Genomic DNA, 19,641 nt, shown 5'->3' with positions numbered 1-19,641 from the left:
CTGGATTGAGGTGCTTTTGGTCAATCCACTGGACCTGCATCGCATTCTTGATAGGATTTTCTCCTGACAAGAATGGAAGGCTGTCGCGTGATGAATCTCGGGAAGACAGCGCTGTGGGTGGCAGCGATGCTAGTCCTTGCTGGTTGCTCGGATAAGGCCATCGACACCGGGCAGGCCGGCGCGCCGCCGGCGCCCACCGAGACGACACCCGCAACGCCGGCGACACCGCCCGCGGCGCAGCCCCGGCAGATCGTCGCCGACGTACCGGCCCCGGGGCAGGTGCTGAATGACATTTATGGAATGAAGGGCGATGGGTCAGCGTCCTATACCGTCGATAACGGTGCGCTGGCCGCCTTCTGGTATGGCTATCGCTTCGACTTGGGCGGCAAGCACTATTACACCGGCTTCGCCAATGCCGGGCCGGGAACGTATGGCAAGGCAGAGGAACGCGACGGCCCAGACCCCGGCGTTGGCGTCGCCATCAGCCAGGCGACGTATGTGCTCGACGACGTTGCTGGCAAGCCGGCATGGACACTGTTTCACGCGCAGCAGTGGGCTGGCGATTTCGGCGCAAATGAAAACGCCGATCCGCTCGATGAAAAGCGCGAGCCGCAAAGTACGGAAACCAAGGACGGTCACCTGCTTCTGGCGGTGCCCACCACACGGTTTGCACCCGGCGTCAGCAGCCTGGGCTTTGCCATCTTCAGCTTCGATCCGAACAAAAACGACCTGGGCGATTACAAGGGCTGGGTTTACCTGGGTACCGTTGTGACCGGTGGAGACAACAGCGCAGCGTGCGACGACAGCGGGACGATGAAATGCGCCTCCAGCGCTGGAACGCTGAGCTTTGAGCCGGGCAAGACCGGTTCGATGCCGACACTGCGGGTTGTCATGAAAGGCACCGCCGTCTCCGGTCCAGGCAAGGTCCGTGTCCTGGACGCCTCCGATACGGTGACCTACACCTTCGATGCTTCCAGGCAGCAGTACACCCCGCCGCTGGATCAGTGAGCACTATTCGAGCACCTTCGTGCTTTTTCACTCATTTCCCGTTGCGTGGCGCTAGGCGTTCAAGTGCTTTGCGTCAGTCTCCATCCCTCTCAAGGAACAGTCTCAACGATGCCAGCTCTCAAAACTCTGCCCCTTTTGTCTGTGATGACGCTGTGCGTGCTGACCACTGCCTGTGGCGGGCAATCGCAGTCGGCCGATAAATCCCTCGACTCCGCTGCCGTGACCTCCACTGCTGCGTCGGAAACCTCAGCGGACGGCATGGAGTCCAGGGCTACCTCAAAACAACCAACATCCAGCTCGTCCGCTGGCCAAGCTCAGAAGTCCACACCCTCACCATCAACAGGAGATTCCCCCGTGCTACGCCCTTCTTATGATGACTGTATTACTGCTGCTGCAGGTGCGACTCCCGCAATGCAGGACTGTATTGCGGCCGAACATGCGTACCAGGATGAAAAACTCAACAAGGTCTATAAGGCCTTGATCGAGCGGCTCGGTGATGAGGACAAGAGCAAGCTGCGCGACCAGCAGCGTCAGTGGATCGCAGATCGCGACGAGAAATGTTTCTACGATCCCGATAGCGGACAGGCGGGCATCGTGGATGCGGCGCAGTGCCGCCTCGAAATGACAGCGGAACGGGCTGCGCAGCTGGAGTCGCGCTGAGCCGTGAAGTTGCCGGTCAATTCTATTGGTAATTTCTATGTCAGGGAGATAAGGCGATGAGCGGCAAGGATTGGGAATTAGGGCAAACTTCGAAGCACTATGAAACAGGCGGCCGGGGCGCGAGTACCGTGTCGTCAGGTATCGACGATCCTGGTGGCGTCTCATACGGTTCGTATCAGATGACCTCTCAGGTCAAGACCAAGGAAGGGGCTGTGATCGTTGGCGGAACCGTTGCGGCCTTTGTGAAAAGCAGTAAGTATGCAGACGATTTCGCCGGGCTGACCCCCGGCTCTGCCGACTTCAGTGCCAAGTGGAAAGAATTGGCAAAGACCGATACATCTTTCGCACAAGAGCAGCACGACTACATCAAGCGCACCCATTACGACAAGCTTGTGGACCGACTGGAAGGCAAGGGGCTGGATTTGACGAGTCGCGGTCCAGCAGTACAGGACGCGCTGTGGAGCACTGCCGTCCAGTATGGTCCCGGCAGCGATAAGCGGCCGGGCGGATCTGGCGTATTCCTTAAAGGACTCGAAGAAAAGTTCGGTAAGGGCTACGACGTTTCCAAGCTTTCGGACAAGGAGATTGTCAGTGCCGTCCAGGACTACAAGGCGGCGCACGTCAAGGAACTTTTCCCGCGGGTGGAAAAGCAGAAGACGCTGGATTCATTGAAGAACCGCGCAGAAAACGAAAAGGCGGATTTGGTCAAGTTGGCTGACCTGGACAAGACGGTGACGCAGTCAGAGGCTACACCGTCCAGTCGGGATAAAGCGCCAGCCGATAAGGCTCCGTCCGATGTGCATGCCCAAGATGGCGGGATATTGAAGCGGCATGAGCACGGTCCAGCGGTGAAAGAACTTCAAGACAAGCTTGCGTCGCTTGGCTATATGGAAGGCAAGGACGCCATTGGTACCTATGGGCCCAAGACAGAGGCCGCAGTCGAGAAGTACCAGAGGGATAGCGGATTGAAAAGTGTCGATGGCAAAGCCGGTTCAGAGACGCTTGCATCGATCAATGGAGCAATGCAACGTCAACAAGGCGTCGATCAGCTTCGCCGTGCCGATCCGTTGTTTGACCAGGCGGTGACCCAGCTGGAGAAGCACGGCCCCAACGGTGGCTTCAAGAATCGCGATGAGATGCAGCGGGCGGCCGGCCAGGTGGCGTTCGAAGCCAAGGTCAGCGGCATGTCGCGAATCGATGACCTGGTGGCAAGCACCGACGGCAAGGGTCTGATTGCGGTACAGCGCAATCCGAACAATCCCCTGGACGTCAATCGTGCATACGTGGACAGGCATCAGGCCGCAACCGTGCCGCTGGAGCAAAGCCAGCAGCAACTGGCGTCCGAGACGCAGCGGCAAAGTCAGGATGAGCAGCGGACCCAGGCGGCAACGCAAGCTGCCCCGTCGCGGTAAACGCCGGGATACCGGCCGTGCCTCACCGGGCGCGGCCGGTATCTGTGAGCCGTTGCAGGTTGCACTGCTGCACGCGCGATCGCGTCAGGCTATGGCTGTCGTGCAAATGCGGCGGTGCCCCTTGCAGTTGCAGTGTGCGAAGCGTTGTTTGATGCATGCGTCTCTGCGACATGGCCATTGTCAGAAATGCTAGTGACGCATTCGAGCAATGCGAGATATCCGACTCGAGCTCAGCATCGCGAATTCCCAATCCCCAATCCCCAATCCCCAATCCCCAATCCCCAATCCCCAATCCCCAATCCCCAATCCCCAATCCCCAATCCCCAATCCCCAATCCCCAATCCCGGCGCGGCGCGGCCCAGCTCGGACCATCCGGGCGAGATGCCGCATCCCAGACATGAGTTCCGTGGTCCAGCTGGCAATTGGTCTGCATAGAGCGCCTCGGCAAAGGATTGCTCTGGCGTTTCTTGCTGCGCCGATCGCCTATGCTTTGCAGATGACGCATCCACGCCCAACCCACATTCCCGCAGTGCCTTCGGGCCGCCAGAAGCCTGCGCTGCCCTGGCTGTTACTTGCAGCGGCGTTGGCAAGCACATGCTTTGTTGCCACCGCAGCGCCGGTCATTTCGCCGGCGACCACTGCTGCCGACGCGGGTCTGATCGACGTGGGCACGCTCGCGCCGGAGATCGCCGTCGACATGCGCTATGCAGGCAGCAATAACTTCACCGGGCGCGTGGTGCCCGGGTATCTCGCATCACGGTGTTATCTGTTGCGGCCGGCAGCCGAGGCGTTGACACGGGTGGCGCGTACGCTCAACGCAGTAGGCTATCGCCTGCAGGTGTTCGATTGTTACCGGCCGGTGCGGGCGGTGCATGCATTTGTGGCGTGGGCGGCGGACCTGCAGGATCAGCTGACCAAGCCGCAGTACTACCCGCGTGTGGACAAGCAGGCATTGTTGGGCGACTACATCGCCGAGACCTCGGGACACAGCCGCGGCGCCACCCTGGACCTGGGATTGCTGGATTGCCGTCACGGTGCATGCCGCGCGGTTGATATGGGTACCGACTTCGATTTCTTCGATCCGCGTGCGCATACCGATGCAGCCGATATCAGCAGTGCGCAGCGTGCGAATCGTCAGCACCTGTTGCGCGCCATGGCGGCCGAAGGCTTTGCCAACTACCCGATGGAGTGGTGGCATTTCACCTTCCGCCCCGAGCCCACACCACAGACCGCCTACGATGTGCCGGTGGAGTGAGCGCGGTCATGTGCAAGCTGGGCCGGTTTTAGGCGTGCAGTGGCTGGAACGCTCGTACACTGCACCCCTTGGCGTCGCGCTTGCCGCTTCGCCGGCTATTGGCCACGCTGCGGCCGCTGCCTGAGGAATCGCCATGTCCGACCCGGAACGCTTTTTGGATATCGCCTGCCCGTACTGCGGGGAGTGGATCACGCTGACGCTGGATCTCACCGGTGGCGATCAGCAGTACATCGAAGATTGCCAGGTGTGCTGCAAGCCGATCTCGGTCAGCGTGCAATGGGACGAGGATGGCGAGGCGCAGGTGACCGCGCGCGGTCAGGACGATTGAGGCGGACTTGCGGACACGGTCTTTGTGCAGCGCTGCAGCAGGCCGCGCAACATGCCGGACCCAGTCAGGCGCGCGCCTGACTCGCCATCGCCGCTGCCATGTTCGCGTGCTCGTCCACCGATTCGGCGACGCCTGCGGATCCCTTGCCCTTAGCCGCTAGACTGGCACGCCTGCTGCCTGGATTGTCACGATGAATCTGCCCCTGCACTTCGGCCTGCTCGGTTCGCTGGAGGCCGGCCTGATTGCGCTGGTGCTTGGGGTGCTGTTGTTTGCCGCTGTCGAGTACATCGGCCGACGTCTGCAGTTCACCCACGGCCACACCCTGGGAATCGCCTGCCTGCTCGCGGTGGCCATCGGTGCCGGCTACGACATCTGGAACCTCGTCTACACCAGCATCGTGCGGCTGGAGTCGCCGCTGTATGCGCGGCTGGCGCTAGCAAAGATTCACGACCCCAACGAATTAGGTTCGCGCGTCATCCTGCAAGTGACCGGTGCACTTGCGGGCGTCGTCCTGGGTTGGAAACTGTTCAGCTCCGGAAGCTGGGATGACGAGGCCCCGGGCGCGTAAACGACGGTGGAAAAACGCGGCCTGGTTCTCAAAAATCGCGCTGTTGAATGCGCTGCTTCTGTTTGGCTCACCAGCCGCTAACAGGCGGCTAAACACAACGTTCCGCGCGATGGTTAAGAGGACGTTTTGCGCGAAATTACGCCGGGTTGGGCGTTCATTTGCGATGGGTAGGGTGGTGCCATGTGCGGCGACACCGCGCATTCCCAAGCCAAGGAGACCACCCAATGAAGAATCGCAACCGCACCTCGCTGCTTGCCGCCACCGCCGCTCTTGCCGCCGCTCTTGCGCTGCCGGCCATGGCGCAAAGCACCTCCCAGGATGCTGCAGCGCAGTCGGGAAGTTCGGCCACCGGTGCCCAGAGCGGTAGCTCCAGTTCCAGTGGCGGCGGGCAGACCTGGGCCAGTGTCGATACCGATAGTGACGGCGCAATCAGCAAGCCCGAAGCCCAGGTCAACGCCGGGCTGGCGCAGATCTTCGACCAGGCCGACGGCGATCACGACGGCAAGCTGACCCCGGATGAGTACAAAGCCTTTGTCGCCACCCAGCAGAGCGGCGGCGGTGCCAGCGGCTCGCAGGGGAACTGACCGGCATCGTGCCGCGATCACCAGCCCGTACGGCTACAGACAGCCTTCAATGATCGAAGAGGAGCTTTTGTAGGTAGGCAAGCCGACCACGCCTTGCGCGTTGGGTCGGGATGGATACACGGGGGCGGCCTGCCAAGGTCGCTCCCGTTTTCTTTACGTCGGGCACGTTACGGTGAAGTGCTACAACTCCGGCCTTCTTCCATGGTGCAGCTGCGCATTATCTTACTGGCGGGTCTATCTGGCCCGCTGCTGGCGTTTGCCGCGCCCCCGGAGCTGCCACCGGCGTCTACGCAGCAACCGCTTGCGCCGCCTGGCTCCAGTGCCCCGGCCATGTCGCCTCTGCCGATCGAGCCGCCACCACCTGCAACGACGCCACTGCTTCCCAGCGATCCCGCCGGCCCGGTCCGCCCCAGGAGCGGCGCCGACTCCTCGGTGGCCGCGCCGGCCGGGACGCTGGTACCGCGCAGCTTCCGCAGTCTGGATAGCGATGCAGACGGCTCGCTGACGCGGGAAGAAGCCGGGGCCGATCCGATCCTGCGCGAGAACTTCGCCGACTTCGACAGCAACGGCGATGGGCGCCTGTCGCGCGACGAATTCGCCAGCTACCAGCCCGGCCCGGGCGACGCTGCGGGCGACTGACGCAGCAGCGCATCCACGCGCTGCTAGACTTGCGCGATGACAGCTCTGACACAGCGCGACGGCCAGGCGATCCAACTGGTTGGCTTCGATGGCGACGATACCCTCTGGAAAAGCGAGGACTATTACCGCAGCGCCGAAGCGGATTTCGAAGCGATCCTGGCCGGTTATCTGGACCTGGGCGACAGCCGCATGCAGCGGCATCTGCTGGCGGTGGAACGGCGCAACCTCAAGGTGTTCGGCTACGGCGCCAAGGGCATGACCTTGTCGATGATCGAGACGGCCATCGAACTGACCGACGCCCGCATCGACGCCCGCGACATCCAGCGCATCGTCGAGATTGGGCGGGCCACGCTGCAACATCCGGTGGAAGTGATTGCCGGAGTGCGTGAGGCCGTCAGCGCTATCGCCGCCGACTATGCGGTGGTGTTGATCACCAAGGGCGATCTGTTCCATCAGGAGCAGAAGATCGCCCAGTCCGGCCTGACCGACCTGTTCCCGCGGGTCGAGGTGGTGTCCGAGAAAGATCCCGATACCTACGCGCGCGTACTCGGCGAGTTCGACCTGCCGGCGCAGCGCTTCGTCATGATCGGCAACTCGTTGCGCTCGGACGTGGAGCCGGTGCTGGCGATCGGCGGCTGGGGCATCCATACCCCCTACGCGGTGACCTGGGCGCACGAACAGGACCACGGTGTCGCCGCCGACGAACCGCGCATGCGCGAAGTGCCCGATGCCGCAGGCTGGCCGGCCGCCGTGCATGCGCTGGATGCACTGGCCAGGCACAGACAGGCCTGAGCTGGTCGTGCTCGCGAAGTGCATTCGATCGGCTTTTACGATCTGCGTTGACACGCGTGTGGCCTGACACCGGCGCGGGCATGCGGCATCATCGGGGCATGCCCGTATTACGCTCACCTCGGTTGCGATCGCTGCCATTGCTGGTTGCCGTGCTGGTTCCGGTACTGGCGGTGGCGCAGGGCGTGCCTGCGCCGGCTGCCGGCACCCGGACGCAGGAAGCCGCACCGGCGGTGACGCCCGGCACTGGCGATGCGTGGGTGGACCAGCATCTGGCCGACATGGGCAGCTATGCGCAGCGCTACCCCGACAGTTTCATCGATGAGGTTGCCCGCTATACCGAAACCCCGCGTGGCTACGTGCAGGCGCTGCTGCAGGTGCATGGCTGGCATGCCGGCGACATCTACTTCGCCTGCGCGTGGGCGCACACGGTGCAGCTGTCGTGCCGCGACAGCGTGCGCGCCTACACGCGCGATCATCGCGATGGATGGGAGGGCGTGATCACGCGGCTGCCGGTGGCGCCGGACAACGCGCATCTGCGCGCGCTGCGGCACGCCATCGTCGCCAGCTACGACCGCTGGGAACGGCCGATCACCCTCGATGCGCTGCTGCGCCGCCAGCTTGGCGATCACGCGCAGCGGCTGGAGGCCGCGCGCGAGGCCAGCGAAGCGGCCGACGCTGCAGCCCAGGCGGGGTTGTAACGCGCAAGGCATGTCGCAGGTCCGCAGGCGCAGCCGGCTGTCTGCGCGCCAACGCGCGGGCGCGATGCTGCCGTGCAGCTGGTCGCTAAGGGGCGTGGTCGGCGAGAATGCGGTAACGCTGGCATCGGCCGGCCTCTGCCAAGACCACGCCATGCGCGATACCGTGTTTGTTTCTTCCGACCATATCCGCAGCCTGTTCGCGCAGGCGATGTCGGACATGTATCGCGCCGAGGTGCCGCTGTACGGCGACCTGATGACGCTGGTGGCGCAGGTCAATGCGCAGACGCTGGAAGCCGATCCGGCATTGGCAGCGCGGCTGCAGCGCAACGACGAGCGCGCACGGCTGGATCTGGAGCGGCACGGCGCGATCCGGGTCGGCACGGCGGCGGAACTGGCCACCTTGAGGCGCCTGTTTGCGGTGATGGGCATGCACCCAGTGGGTTATTACGATCTCTCGGTGGCGGGGGTGCCGGTGCATTCCACCGCGTTCCGCCCGATCGACGAGGCCGCGCTGTCGGCCAATCCGTTCCGCGTGTTCACCTCGTTGCTGCGGCTGGAACTGATCGAGGATGCCGCGCTACGTGCGCAGGCTGCGCAGATCCTGGAGCAGCGGCAGATCTTCACCGATGCCGTCGTGGAGTTGATCGAACACTACGAGCGTGTCGGCGGGCTCGATGCCGGGCAGGCGCAGCGCTTCGTGGCCGAAGCGCTGGAAACCTTCCGCTGGCATGGCGATGCAACGGTGTCGCTGCCCACTTACCGCGCGCTGAGCGATGCGCACAAGTTGATCGCCGATGTGGTGAGCTTCCACGGCCCGCATATCAACCATCTGACCCCGCGCACGCTGGATATCGACGCGGCGCAGGCGCAGATGCAGCGCGCCGGCATCGATGCCAAGGCGGTGATCGAAGGGCCGCCGCGTCGGCGCGTGCCGATCCTGCTGCGCCAGACCAGTTTCAAGGCGCTGGAAGAGCCGGTGCGCTTTGTCGGCGACGGCGGGCAGCCCGAACACGGCACGCATACCGCGCGCTTCGGCGAGATCGAACAGCGCGGGCTCGCACTGACGCCCAAGGGCCGCGCGCTGTACGACGCACTGCTGGCGCAGGCGCGCGACGCCGATGGCGCCGGCAGCACCGGCACCGATTACGCCACGCGGCTGCAGACCGCGTTCGTGGCCTTTCCAGACGACGAGGCGCTGCTGCGTCAGGAAGGGCTGGGCTACTTCCGCTATGCGTTGACCGATGCCGGCCGCGCCGATCCGGCGCAGGTGGCCGCACTGCCTGCAGAAACGGCGATCGCGCTCGGCCTGCTCAGTGCCGATCCGATCATCTACGAAGACTTCCTGCCGGTCAGCGCAGCCGGCATCTTCCAGTCCAACCTCGGCGGCGCCGAGCAACGCGCCTACGCCGCACATTCGAGCAAGCGCAGTTTCGAGCAGGCGTTGGGCGCACAGGTGCACGACGAGTTCGCGTTATATGCGCAGCTGGAGCGGGAGTCGCTGCAGGCGTTGCTGGTGTAGCAGTCACGGCGCGGCGTGCGCGTTTGCACGCCTGCTGTCTGCCGGCTTTGTCGCGCATGGCGTGTCGTGATCGCGCAGTGCACATTGCCAGAATGTGCGCCGCTGCGGATTCGGATGGCGCGTACCTTGAAGCATCGGAACAAAGAAGCAATCGAGGTTTTGGCTAGTCTCGGCATCTGGACGCGGTCGGGCGCTTTGGCTTAGGTCAAAAGCCCAGTGGGTCGAGCGCGCGGTGCCCTCACCGCTTGCGGGACACGCCGTGAACCCGTCCATGGGGACCGTTTGGCGGCATCCATGCCGCCACACGGTCCCGCAACCGGTGAGGGCACCGCACCAGACAGTGTGCTGGTTGCTTTGTCGAAAAAGCATGCGCACCGACCATCTCGACCGGGCCCTGCAGCCCTGCAGCCAGGCCGCAGGTCCGTCGCTCCGCACATGATCTACCCGGCACCGTCCAAGCGCGCCAAGGCAACCGAGATTCCGGCTTGGCAGACCTATGTATCTGCAGCCTGGCCAGCGTGCCGGGTTTATGCGTTGCCAGCAGAGATGCCCCGGCGTCACGTCGGCAATCGACAGGTGACTGCCGAGCGGCGCTGACCAACCAACATGCCGGCCGGCATGCGTCGGTCTAAGCAGGCCGGCGCGTGTGCGGCGTCGCCTCAGTGCGCCGACGCCGCCGGGCGCCGTGCCGCCGCGCGCTCTGCCCGGCGTGCACGCGCACGTGCGCGCCGCGCCTTCCAGCGCTCGCTCAGGCAGGAGAAGATCACATACAGCGCGGGGGTGCTGAGCAGGGTCAGGCTCTGCGAGAACACCAGCCCGCCGATCATCGCGATGCCCAGCGGGCGGCGCAGCTCAGAGCCTTCGCCCAGGCCGACCGCCAGCGGCACCGCCGCCAGGATCGCCACCATCGTGGTCATCATGATCGGGCGGAAGCGCACGATCGAGGCCTCGCGCGCGGCCGCACGCGCATCCATGCCGTGCACGCGCTGCGCCACCAGCGCGAAGTCGATCATCATGATCGCGTTTTTCTTGACGATGCCGATCAGCAGCACCAACGCGATCATCGAGATCACCGACAGCTCGGTGTTGGTCAGGAACAATGCCAGCAGCGCGCCGACACCGGCGGCCGGCAGCGTGGACAGGATGGTCACCGGGTGGATCAGGCTCTCGTAGAGCATGCCCAGCACGATGTAGACGGTGAGCACCGCGGCCAGCAGCAACACGCCCATCGAGTTGGGGCTGAGCTGCACGTTGAAGCTGTCGTCGCCGCTGAGGCGGATGCCGTCGGGCATGCGCAAGCCCTCCACGGTGGACTTGATGATCAGGTCCGCCTCGCCGGTGCTGACGCCCGGTGCGAGGTTGTAGCTCAGATCCATCGTGGTGTACTGGTTTTCATGGATGATCTGCGGCGGCGCCAGGCCGGGGGTCTGGATGGCGACCGCGGTGATCGGCACCATCTGCCCGGCGCGGTTGGGCACGAAGATCTGGTCCAGCGCCTTGGGCGTGGCGGTCTGCGAGGGCAGCGCATTGACCACCACGCTGTATTGGTTGAGATCCGAATAGATGGTGGAGATGGAGCGCTGGCCGAAGGCGCCATACAGCGCGCCATCGATGGCACCGACCGTGATCCCCAGGCGCGCGGCCTTGGCGCGGTCGATCACGATGTTCTGGCGCAGGCCGGCGGTATCCACGTCGGTGCCGACATCGCGCAGGCGTGGGTTCTTCTTCAGCGCGGCCTGCAGCTTGGGCAGCCATTCCTGCAGCTGCGCCAGGTCGTTGCCCTGCAGCGACACGCGATACTGCGCGCCCTGGCTGGTGCCGCCGCCGCCGTCGCTGGGCAGGTCCTGGATCGCGCGCAGGCGCAGGTCAAGGTCCGGGTAGCGGTCGGCCTTGGCGCTCAGGCGTGCGACCACTTGCGCGGTGGTATCGCGGCGGCCTTCGTCGCGCTTTTTCAATTCGATATTGAACGAGGCGCTGGAGCCCTGGCGGCCGGAGCCCAGCCGTGCGCCGACGGTCTTCACCGCCGGGTCGGCCATCAGCATGTCGGTGATGCGGCGCTGGCGGCTGACCATGTCGGCGAACGACACCGTGGCGCTGGAATTGGCGCGGCCCCAGATCAGGCCGGTGTCCTGCGCGGGGAACGAGCCCTTCTTGACTGCACCGCCGAGGAAAACGGTGGCGGCGATCAATAGCAAGGGCGTCAGCGACAGCAGCAATGCGTGGCGCAACGAAAAGTCCAGCGCCACGGTGTAAACGGCGAGCATGCGCTCGTGCATGCGGTCCAGCCAGGCACCGAAACGGCCGGGCTTTTCCGGCTCGCTATGCGCCGACAGGAAGCGGCTGCACAGCGCCGGCGTCAAGGTCAGCGACACCAGCATCGAGACCACGATCGCCGCCACCAGGGTCACGGTGAACTCGCGGAAAAACGCGCCGACCATGCCGCTGGCGAACAGCATCGGAATGAACACCGCCACCAGCGAAGCGGTGATCGACACGATGGTGAAGCCGATCTCGCGCGCACCGGTCAGGGCGGCTTCCAGCCGCGGCATGCCTTCGTCCAGATGCCGCATGACGTTCTCGATCACCACGATCGCATCGTCGACCACAAAACCAATCGCGATCACCAGCGCCAGCAGGCTCAGGTTGTTCAAGGTGAAGCCCAGCACGTACATCACCAGCGCCGAGCCGGCCAGCGACAGCGGCACGGTGACCGCGGCGATCAGCGTGGGTGCCAGGCGACGCAGGAACAGCGCCATGGTCAGCACCACCATCGCCAGGCTGATCATCAGCGTGGCCTGCACCTCGTGCAGCGAGGCGCGAATGGTGGGGGTGCGGTCGAAGTAGGGCGTGAGCGTGGTGCCGGGTTGCAGGTAGGCGCGCAGCTCGGGAATCTGCGCCTTCACCTGGTCCACGGTTTCGACGATGTTGGCGCCGGCGCGGGTGAAGGCATACATCACCACTGCGGGTTTGCCATCGAACCAGGCCGCTTGATACGCATCCTGCTGGCCGTCGTAGACGGTGGCCACATCGCCCAGCCGCACGATGCGTCCGTTGGATTGGGTGGAGATCGCCAGCTGCGCAAAATCCGCCGCCTTGGCCACCGAATCGTTGGCGATGATGGCCATGGTGGTGTTGCCGTCGGACAGGAAGCCGGTCGGCGAGGTCACGTTGGCCGCGCGCACCGCGTTGCGCAGATCGTCCGGGGTCAGGCCCAGGGCATTGAGCGCGCGCAGGTCCACGTCCACGCGCACCGCCGGCGTGGAGGCGCCGGCGATGTCCACCGAGCTGATACCGGTGATCTGGCGCAGGCGCTGCGCCAGCAGCGAATCGGCGACGTTGTAGAGCTCATCGGCCGACTGGGTGTCCGAGGTCAAGGCGATGGCGATGACCGGGTCGTCGTTCGGATTGGCCTTGGAGTAGATCGGCGTGCCGAGCCCGGAGGGCAGGTCCGATTGCGAGGCATTGATCGCGGTCTGGATGTCCTGCGCGGCCGAATCGATGTTGCGATTGCTCTGGAACACCAGCACCACCAGGCTGCTGCTCTCCGAGCTGGACGAGCGCATGCGGTCGATGCCGGGCAGCTGGCCCAGATGCCGTTCCAGCGGCGCGGTGACGGTGGAGGCCATGGTGCTGGCATCGGCGCCGGACTGTGTTGCGTGCACGAAGATCACCGGGATCTGGATGTTCGGCAACGCCGCCACGCCCAGCCGCAGGTAGCACATCAATCCGATCACGAACAAACCGATCGCCAGCAGCGAAGTGCCGATCGGGCGCTTGATGAAGGGCGCGGAGATGTTCATGGCTGTGGTGCCGGGATTCGGGATTGGGGATTGGGGATTCGGCAAGCAGGGCCAGCGCCACGCCTGAGCGCGCCTGCGGGCAGGCGATGCCGCACGCCGGTAATCGGATCAGCGATTGCCGCAACAGTCCTCACGCCGGGCGCTCCGAGGTGGAGGCCGGGGGTACGCCGTCGCGGCGGGCGGCACGCCGCGCGCGCCAGTCGCGTAGCCGCTCGCCGGCACGTTCCATGTACAGGTAGATCACCGGCGTGGTGTACAGCGTCACCAGCTGCGACAGCAACAGGCCACCCACAATCGCGATGCCGAGCGGGCGACGCAGTTCCGAACCGATGCCGGTGCCCAGCGCCAGCGGCAGCGCGCCCAGCATCGCGGCGGCGGTGGTCATCATGATCGGGCGGAAACGCAGCAGGCAGGCGCGGCGGATCGCCTCGTGGGCGTTGGCGCCTTCGCGGCGGGCGTCGATGGCGAAGTCGATCATCATGATCGCGTTCTTCTTGACGATGCCGATCAGCAGCACGATGCCGACGATGCCGTCCACCGACAGGCTCAGCCCGCACATCATCAGCGCCAGCAGCGCGCCAACGCCGGCCGGCGGCAGCGTGGAGATGATCGTCAGCGGGTGGATGTAGCTTTCGTACAGCACGCCCAGCACGATGTAGATCACCACGATCGAGGCCAGCAGCAGCCACACGATATCGGTCTGGCTGCCGGTGAATTCGGCGGCCTTGCCGACGAACTGCGCATGCACCTGGGTCGGAATCTTCAGGTCTTCGCGCGCCTTCTCGATCGCCGCCACCGCCTGCGACAACGAGTGCCCCGGCGCCAGATTGAACGAGATGGTCACCGCCGGCAGCTGCTGCTGGTGGCTGACCACCAACGGCGTATTGGTGACCTTGGCTTCGGCCAGCGAGGCCAGCGGAATGATGCTGCCGGCGCCGACCACGATGCCGGTGTTCTGGTTGCCCACGCCGGTGGCGGTGGACGAGTTGGACGAGGTCACCTGGCCGAAGCTAGTGGCATTGGTGCCGGTCAGCGCGCCGCTGCCGTTGCTGGCCACCGCCAGCTGATTCATCAGCGCGGTGCTGCTGCGGAATTCCGGGGCCACTTCCAGCACCACGCGGTACTGATTGAGCTCGGTGAAGATGGTGGAGATCTGGCGTTGGCCGAAGGCGTCGTACAGCGTGTCGTCGATGGTCTGCATCGGCACGCCCAGCATGCTGGCCTTGTCGCGGTCGATGCTCAGCTCCAGCGCACGTCCCTGGTTGGCCAGGTTGTTGTCCACATCGGCCAGCTCGGGCAGCTTGCGCATCGCCTCGGTCATGCGCCCGGCCCAGGTGGCCAGCTCGGTGCTGTCCACATCCGAGATCGAATACTGGTATTCGGTGGCCGCCACGCGGGTGTCCAGGGTGACGTCCTGCACCGGCTTGAGGAACAGCGCCACGCCCGGAATGCCGGCCACGGCTTTCTGCAGGCGCGGCAGCACCTCGTCCAGGCCATCGCGGTCGCCACGCGTCTTCAGCACGATTGCGAGCTGACCCTGGTTGAGCGTCGGGTTCATGGTGCCGGCGCCGATGAAGGCGGCCACGCCGGTCACCGCCGGGTCCTTCTTCAGCGCTGCTGCCACCGCCTGGGTGCGCTCTTCCATCTGCGGGAAGGCCACGTTCTGGTCGGCCTGTACCACCCCGGTGATCAGGCCGGTGTCCTGTTCGGGCAGCAGGCCCTTGGGGATCGCCACATACAGCACCACCGTCAGTGCCACCGCGCCGATCGCCACCGCCAGGGTCAGCGGCTGATGGGCAAGCACCCAGTCCAGGCTGCGCTCGTACGCGCCCACCGTGCGTGTCCACAGATTGGTCTTGCCGGCCGCTGCTGCGCGTTCGTGCGCGTCCTCGCCTTCGGGCAGCGCGTCGGGCTTGAGCAGGTAGGCGCACATCATCGGCGTCAGCGTCAGCGACACCAGCATCGAGATCACCACCGCGATCGACAGCACCCACGCAAACTCATGGAACAGCCGCCCGGTCACGCCCGGCATCAGCAGCAGTGGCAGGAACACCGCCACCAGCGACACGGTCAGCGACAACACGGTGAAGCCGATCTGCTTGGCGCCGATTTCCGCCGCCTCCGGCCCGCTCTTGCCCTGTTCGATGTAGCGCACGATGTTTTCGATCATCACGATCGCATCGTCGACCACGAACCCGGTCGCCACCACCAGCGCCATCAGCGACAGGTTGTCCAGCGACATGCCGGCGAACGCCATCACCCCGAAGGTGCCGGCCAGTGACAACGGCACCGCCACCGAGGGAATGATGGTGGCCCACAGCCGGCGCAGGAACACGAAGATCACCGCCACCACCAGCGCGATGGTCAGCACCAGGGTGAACTTCACCTCGTGCACCGAGGCGCGGATGGTTTCGGTGCGGTCGGAGAACACCTCCAGGTGCACGTCGGCCGGCAGCACCGACTGCAGTTGCGGCAGGATGCTGCGGATCTGCTCCACCGTCTGCACGATGTTGGCGCCGGGCTGGCGGCGGATCTCCAGCAGCACCGCCGGCTTGCCATCGGCCCAGGCGGCGAGCTGGTCGTTTTCCACCCCGTCGACCACGTTGGCCACATCGGCCAGGCGCACCGGGCGGCCGTTGGCGAAGCTGATGATGGTCTCGCGGTATTGCGCCGCGTCGGTGAGCTGGTCGTTGGTGCCGATGCTGTAGGACTGGGTCTTGCCGTTGAGCGAACCCTTGGGCGCGCTGACATTGGTCTGGGTCAGTGCGCTGCGCAGCGACTCCATGGTCAGGCCCATGTTCGACAGCTGCGCCGGGTTGACCTGGATGCGCACGGCCGGGCGCACGTTGCCGGCGATCGACACCAGGCCCACGCCCGGCACCTGCGACAGGCGCTGGGCCAGGATCGCATCGGCGTAGCGGTTGACCTCGCGCAGCGGTAGCGAGTCGGAGGTGAGCTTGAGCGTGAGGATCGCCGCATCGGCCGGATTGACCCGGTTGTAGACCGGCTGGTACGGCAGCGACGAGGGCAGGGTGGCCTGGCGGATCGCCGCCTGCACGTCCTGCGAAGCGATGTCGATGTCGCGGTCCATCGAGAACTGCAGAATGATGGTGGACAGGCCCGCCGACGAGTCGGAGGTCATCATCTGCAACCCGGAGATCTGCCCGAACTGGCGCTCCAGCGGCGTGGTCACCAGCGAGGCCATGGTGGTCGCGTTGGCGCCGGGGTATTGGGTGGTCACGACCAGGCTGGGCGCGTCGATTTCCGGCAGCGCCGACACCGGCAATTGCCGGTAGCCCAGGATGCCCAGCAGCAGGACGCCCGCCATCAACAACGAGGTGGCGATGGGGCGGCGGATGAAGATGGTCGAAAAGCCCACGGGGGGAATCCTTGCTGAAGACGTCAATCGGTGCCGGCGCACAGGGCGCCGACGCGCACTGGCGGCGGGGTGTCCCGTCGCCAGTGGTCAGGCATTAGCGCGGGCCGCCGCCGCGACGGCCACCGCCGCCGCCCTTCTGCTTGTCCTGCGCTGCCTTGAGTTCGGCCTCGGTCGGCTCGGGCGGGGTTTCGCCCGGCTTGAGTGCGCTGACCTTGCTGCCCGGCTTGAGCCGGAACTGGCCTTCGGTGACCACGCGCTCGCCGGGCTTGAGACCCTTGGTGACCTGTACATGGCTGTCGTCCACTTCCACGCCCTGCACCACGGTGCGCATCTGCGCGGTGTTGTCGTTGCCCACCACATAGACGTAATCGCCGTCCGGCCCGCGCTGCACGGCCTGGGTGGGCACCACGGTGCCGCCGGAGATGGTGCGCAGCTGCAGCCGCACGTTGACGAACTGGCCCGGCCACAACGCGTTATCGGTGTTGTCGAAGATCGCACGCGCGCCGAAGGTGCCGCTGTCGGCGGCGATGCGGTTGTCGATCACCTCCAGCTTGCCGTCGCCGCTGATCACGTGCGCATCGCCGCGATCCAGCGCCGCCACGCCCAGTGGCGACGCCGCCTGGCCGCTGCGCACGGCCTGCAGCTCGCGCTCGGGCAGGTTGAAGGACACATAGATCGGGCGGATCTGGGTCAGGGTGACGATGGTGGAGCTGGCGCTGACGATATTGCCGACGTCCACCCCGCGGATGCCGGCGATGCCGTCGATCGGTGCGGTGACGCGGGTGAACTGCAATTGCACCTGCGCCGAGCGCATCTGCGCATCGTTGGCCGACACCGCCGCCTCGTACTGCGCCACCTGGTTACGCTGGGTATCCAGGTCTGTGCGCGAGACGTACTGCTTGTAGGCCGGGTCGTTGGAGCGCTGGTAGTTCACCCGTGAGGTCGCCAGCAGCGCCTGGTTCTGGCGCTTGGCCGCCAGCGCCTGGTCGTAGCTGGCCTGCAGCGTGCGCGGGTCGATCTGCGCCAGCAGCTCGCCCTTCTTCACTTCCTGGCCTTCCTTGAAATTCAGGCTCATCAGCTGGCCGCCGACCTGCGGGCTGACCGTGACCGTGTTGAGCGCGGTGACCGTGCCCAGCGCGCTGGCATAGACCGGCACGTCCTGGGTGGTGGCAGCCACCACCGTGACCGGCACCGGGCCGCTGTTTTCGGTGCCATTGCCGTCCGGTGCGTCCGCCCGCTTGCCGTGATTGCCCCCGCCCATCATGCGCATTGCGACAAACACCACGACGAGCACCGCTACGACCAGCAGTGTGATCTTCCAAAAACGCGACATGCGACAACTCCTGAGGGCGGGCCGGGCGCCTGGGGCGACCGTGGGGCGGCTATGCGAAGCATATCGCCGTGCCTGACGGATTGAACGTTACTGAAGTAACGGGCCATCGGGCGCGACATCTGCGCCATTCATGGGCGCAGTGCAGCGGCAACGTACCACTGCGACTGCGGTTGACCGCTGGCCTGAATCGGGCCCCACCGCAACCCGCCAGCTGCGCGGGTGCACTACATTAAGCAATCATCTTTAGAGGATTGCCAATGCGCCACTCCCGCCTGCTGACCAGCGCGCTACTGCTCGCCCTGCCCACGCTCGCCGCCGCCCAGGCCACGCCCCGGCCCGAAGTGCAGGCCGCTGCCGCGCCGTTGCAGAGCAAGCTGGTGCAGTGGCGCCGCGACTTCCATCAGCACCCGGAACTGTCCAACCGCGAGGAGCGCACCGCCGCCACGGTGGCCGCGCAGCTGCGCAAGCTCGGTCTCAAGCCACGTACCGGTATCGCCCATCACGGTGTGGTGGCCATCATCAAGGGCGGCAAGCCGGGGCCGAAGATCGCCTTGCGCGCCGACATGGATGCCTTGCCGGTCAAGGAGCAGACCGGCCTGCCGTTCGCCTCCAAGGTCACCGCCGAATACCGCGGCGAGCAGGTCGGGGTGATGCACGCCTGCGGCCACGACGCCCACACCGCGATCCTGCTCGGCGTGGCCGAAGCGCTGGTGGGCATGCGCGAGCAGCTGCCCGGCGAGGTGATGCTGATCTTCCAGCCCTCCGAGGAAGGCGCACCGGGCAACGAGGAAGGCGGCGCTTCGCTGATGCTGAAGGAAGGCCTGTTCGCCGACTTCAAGCCGCAGGCGGTGTTCGGCCTGCATGTGTTCTCCAGCGTGCAGGCCGGCAAGATCGCGGTGCGCAGCGGCCCGCTGATGGCGGCCTCGGACCGTTTCGCGATCAAGATGATCGGCCGCCAGACCCATGGCTCGGCGCCGTGGAACGGCATCGACCCGATCGTGGCCAGCGCCGACATGATCGGCGCCGCGCAGACCGTGATCAGCCGCCGTGCCAACCTGTCCAAGCAGCCGGCAGTGTTGAGCTTCGGCGCGATCAAGGGCGGCATCCGCTACAACATCATCCCCGACGACGTGGAAATGGTCGGCACCATCCGCACCTTCGACGAAGCCATGCGCCAGCAGATCTTCGCCGACCTCAAGACGGTGGCCGAGCACACCGCCGCCGCCCACGGGGCCACCGTCGAGGCGCAGGTGCCGGACCAGCCCGGCAATCCGGCCACCGTCAACGACCCTGCATTGACCGCAAAGATGCTGCCCAGCCTGCAGGCCGTGGTGGGCGCCGACAATGTCTACGAGCCGCCGTTGCAGATGGGCGCCGAAGACTTTTCGTTCTACGCCCAGCAGGTGCCGTCGATGTTCTTCTTCGTCGGCTCCACCGCCAAGGGCATCGACCCGGCCACCGCGCCCAGCAATCACTCGCCGCAGTTCCTGCTCGACGAATCGTCGCTGGATGTGGGCTTGCGCGCGTTGTTGCAGGTGTCGCTGGATTACCTGCACCAGGGCGAGGCTGGCTGAATCGGGAATCGGGAATCGGGAATCGGGAATCGGGAATCGGGAATCGGAAATGGGGAATCGGAAATGGGGAATCGTGCGCAGTTGCGCGGTTT

Annotated in this window: 15 protein-coding genes; 12 read left to right on the top strand and 3 right to left on the bottom strand. The window is 65.4% G+C overall.

Annotation, left to right across the window (positions count from 1 at the left end; genetic code table 11):
- Positions 1-90 precede the first annotated feature (90 nt).
- From FHY19_RS07655 to FHY19_RS07605, 11 genes are all read left to right on the top strand, one after another.
- Entirely contained in the window at positions 91-1,008 is a 918-nt protein-coding gene (locus FHY19_RS07655; protein ID WP_259163613.1) for a hypothetical protein, read from the top strand.
- Between the two features lie 108 nt (positions 1,009-1,116).
- Positions 1,117-1,668: a lysozyme inhibitor LprI family protein gene (locus FHY19_RS07650; protein ID WP_259163611.1), complete on the top strand. Its 552-nt coding sequence runs from the start codon at positions 1,117-1,119 to the stop codon at positions 1,666-1,668.
- A 56-nt stretch (positions 1,669-1,724) separates the two neighbouring features.
- Positions 1,725-3,080 carry a peptidoglycan-binding domain-containing protein gene (locus FHY19_RS07645; RefSeq protein ID WP_259163596.1) on the top strand — a complete coding sequence of 452 codons (1,356 nt, stop codon included), beginning with the start codon at positions 1,725-1,727 and terminating at the stop codon, positions 3,078-3,080.
- 583 nt (positions 3,081-3,663) lie between these two features.
- Entirely contained in the window at positions 3,664-4,335 is a 672-nt protein-coding gene (locus tag FHY19_RS07640; RefSeq protein WP_259163595.1) for a M15 family metallopeptidase, read from the top strand.
- A gap of 133 nt (positions 4,336-4,468) precedes the next feature.
- A complete protein-coding gene (locus tag FHY19_RS07635) occupies positions 4,469-4,663 on the top strand; it encodes a CPXCG motif-containing cysteine-rich protein (RefSeq protein ID WP_259156890.1) in 195 nt (64 codons plus the stop codon).
- A gap of 190 nt (positions 4,664-4,853) precedes the next feature.
- Complete coding sequence (locus tag FHY19_RS07630) at positions 4,854-5,231, top strand: hypothetical protein (protein WP_259163593.1); 378 nt, start codon at positions 4,854-4,856, stop codon at positions 5,229-5,231.
- Between the two features lie 224 nt (positions 5,232-5,455).
- On the top strand, positions 5,456-5,815 hold the full coding sequence (locus FHY19_RS07625) for an EF-hand domain-containing protein (protein WP_259156888.1): 360 nt from the start codon (positions 5,456-5,458) through the stop codon (positions 5,813-5,815).
- Between the two features lie 201 nt (positions 5,816-6,016).
- Complete coding sequence (locus tag FHY19_RS07620; RefSeq protein ID WP_259163590.1) at positions 6,017-6,454, top strand: EF-hand domain-containing protein; 438 nt, start codon at positions 6,017-6,019, stop codon at positions 6,452-6,454.
- Positions 6,455-6,490: 36 nt separating this feature from the next.
- Positions 6,491-7,246 (top strand): HAD family hydrolase, encoded by a 756-nt coding sequence (locus FHY19_RS07615; RefSeq protein ID WP_259163589.1) that lies wholly within the window; start codon positions 6,491-6,493, stop codon positions 7,244-7,246.
- A gap of 80 nt (positions 7,247-7,326) precedes the next feature.
- A complete protein-coding gene (locus tag FHY19_RS07610) occupies positions 7,327-7,944 on the top strand; it encodes a hypothetical protein (RefSeq protein WP_259156884.1) in 618 nt (205 codons plus the stop codon).
- Positions 7,945-8,095: 151 nt separating this feature from the next.
- Positions 8,096-9,463, top strand: coding sequence for a VOC family protein (locus FHY19_RS07605; protein WP_259163587.1), 1,368 nt, complete (start codon positions 8,096-8,098; stop codon positions 9,461-9,463).
- 659 nt (positions 9,464-10,122) lie between these two features.
- Here FHY19_RS07605 and FHY19_RS07600 read toward each other — a convergent pair.
- The 3 genes from FHY19_RS07600 to FHY19_RS07590 all read right to left on the bottom strand — a co-directional run bounded on the left by FHY19_RS07600 (position 10,123) and on the right by FHY19_RS07590 (position 17,975).
- The gene (locus tag FHY19_RS07600; protein WP_259163586.1) at positions 10,123-13,263 is read right to left on the bottom strand and encodes an efflux RND transporter permease subunit; all 3,141 of its coding nucleotides are present in this window, start codon (positions 13,261-13,263) and stop codon (positions 10,123-10,125) included.
- Positions 13,264-13,393: 130 nt separating this feature from the next.
- Entirely contained in the window at positions 13,394-16,642 is a 3,249-nt protein-coding gene (locus FHY19_RS07595; protein ID WP_259156882.1) for an efflux RND transporter permease subunit, read from the bottom strand.
- Positions 16,643-16,736: 94 nt separating this feature from the next.
- Positions 16,737-17,975, bottom strand: coding sequence for an efflux RND transporter periplasmic adaptor subunit (locus FHY19_RS07590; RefSeq protein ID WP_259163577.1), 1,239 nt, complete (start codon positions 17,973-17,975; stop codon positions 16,737-16,739).
- A gap of 257 nt (positions 17,976-18,232) precedes the next feature.
- Between FHY19_RS07590 and FHY19_RS07585 the strand changes: the two genes are divergently transcribed.
- Positions 18,233-19,549: a M20 family metallopeptidase gene (locus FHY19_RS07585; RefSeq protein WP_259163571.1), complete on the top strand. Its 1,317-nt coding sequence runs from the start codon at positions 18,233-18,235 to the stop codon at positions 19,547-19,549.
- Positions 19,550-19,641: the final 92 nt, after the last annotated feature.

Source organism: Xanthomonas sp. 4461 (genome assembly GCF_024806475.1).
GTDB lineage: Bacteria > Pseudomonadota > Gammaproteobacteria > Xanthomonadales > Xanthomonadaceae > Xanthomonas > Xanthomonas arboricola_F.
The sequence above is the reverse complement of the archived record's forward strand: the minus strand, read 5'-3'. Positions and strand labels throughout refer to the sequence as shown.

Coding starts and splice junctions, on each gene's coding strand:
- FHY19_RS07655 (WP_259163613.1), top strand. CDS start 91: ATGAATCTCGGGAAGACAGCGCTGTGGGTGGCAGCGATGCTAGTCCTT.
- FHY19_RS07650 (WP_259163611.1), top strand. CDS start 1,117: ATGCCAGCTCTCAAAACTCTGCCCCTTTTGTCTGTGATGACGCTGTGC.
- FHY19_RS07645 (WP_259163596.1), top strand. CDS start 1,725: ATGAGCGGCAAGGATTGGGAATTAGGGCAAACTTCGAAGCACTATGAA.
- FHY19_RS07635 (WP_259156890.1), top strand. CDS start 4,469: ATGTCCGACCCGGAACGCTTTTTGGATATCGCCTGCCCGTACTGCGGG.
- FHY19_RS07630 (WP_259163593.1), top strand. CDS start 4,854: ATGAATCTGCCCCTGCACTTCGGCCTGCTCGGTTCGCTGGAGGCCGGC.
- FHY19_RS07625 (WP_259156888.1), top strand. CDS start 5,456: ATGAAGAATCGCAACCGCACCTCGCTGCTTGCCGCCACCGCCGCTCTT.
- FHY19_RS07620 (WP_259163590.1), top strand. CDS start 6,017: ATGGTGCAGCTGCGCATTATCTTACTGGCGGGTCTATCTGGCCCGCTG.
- FHY19_RS07615 (WP_259163589.1), top strand. CDS start 6,491: ATGACAGCTCTGACACAGCGCGACGGCCAGGCGATCCAACTGGTTGGC.
- FHY19_RS07610 (WP_259156884.1), top strand. CDS start 7,327: ATGCGGCATCATCGGGGCATGCCCGTATTACGCTCACCTCGGTTGCGA.
- FHY19_RS07605 (WP_259163587.1), top strand. CDS start 8,096: ATGCGCGATACCGTGTTTGTTTCTTCCGACCATATCCGCAGCCTGTTC.
- FHY19_RS07600 (WP_259163586.1), bottom strand. CDS start 13,263: ATGAACATCTCCGCGCCCTTCATCAAGCGCCCGATCGGCACTTCGCTG.
- FHY19_RS07590 (WP_259163577.1), bottom strand. CDS start 17,975: ATGTCGCGTTTTTGGAAGATCACACTGCTGGTCGTAGCGGTGCTCGTC.
- FHY19_RS07585 (WP_259163571.1), top strand. CDS start 18,233: ATGCGCCACTCCCGCCTGCTGACCAGCGCGCTACTGCTCGCCCTGCCC.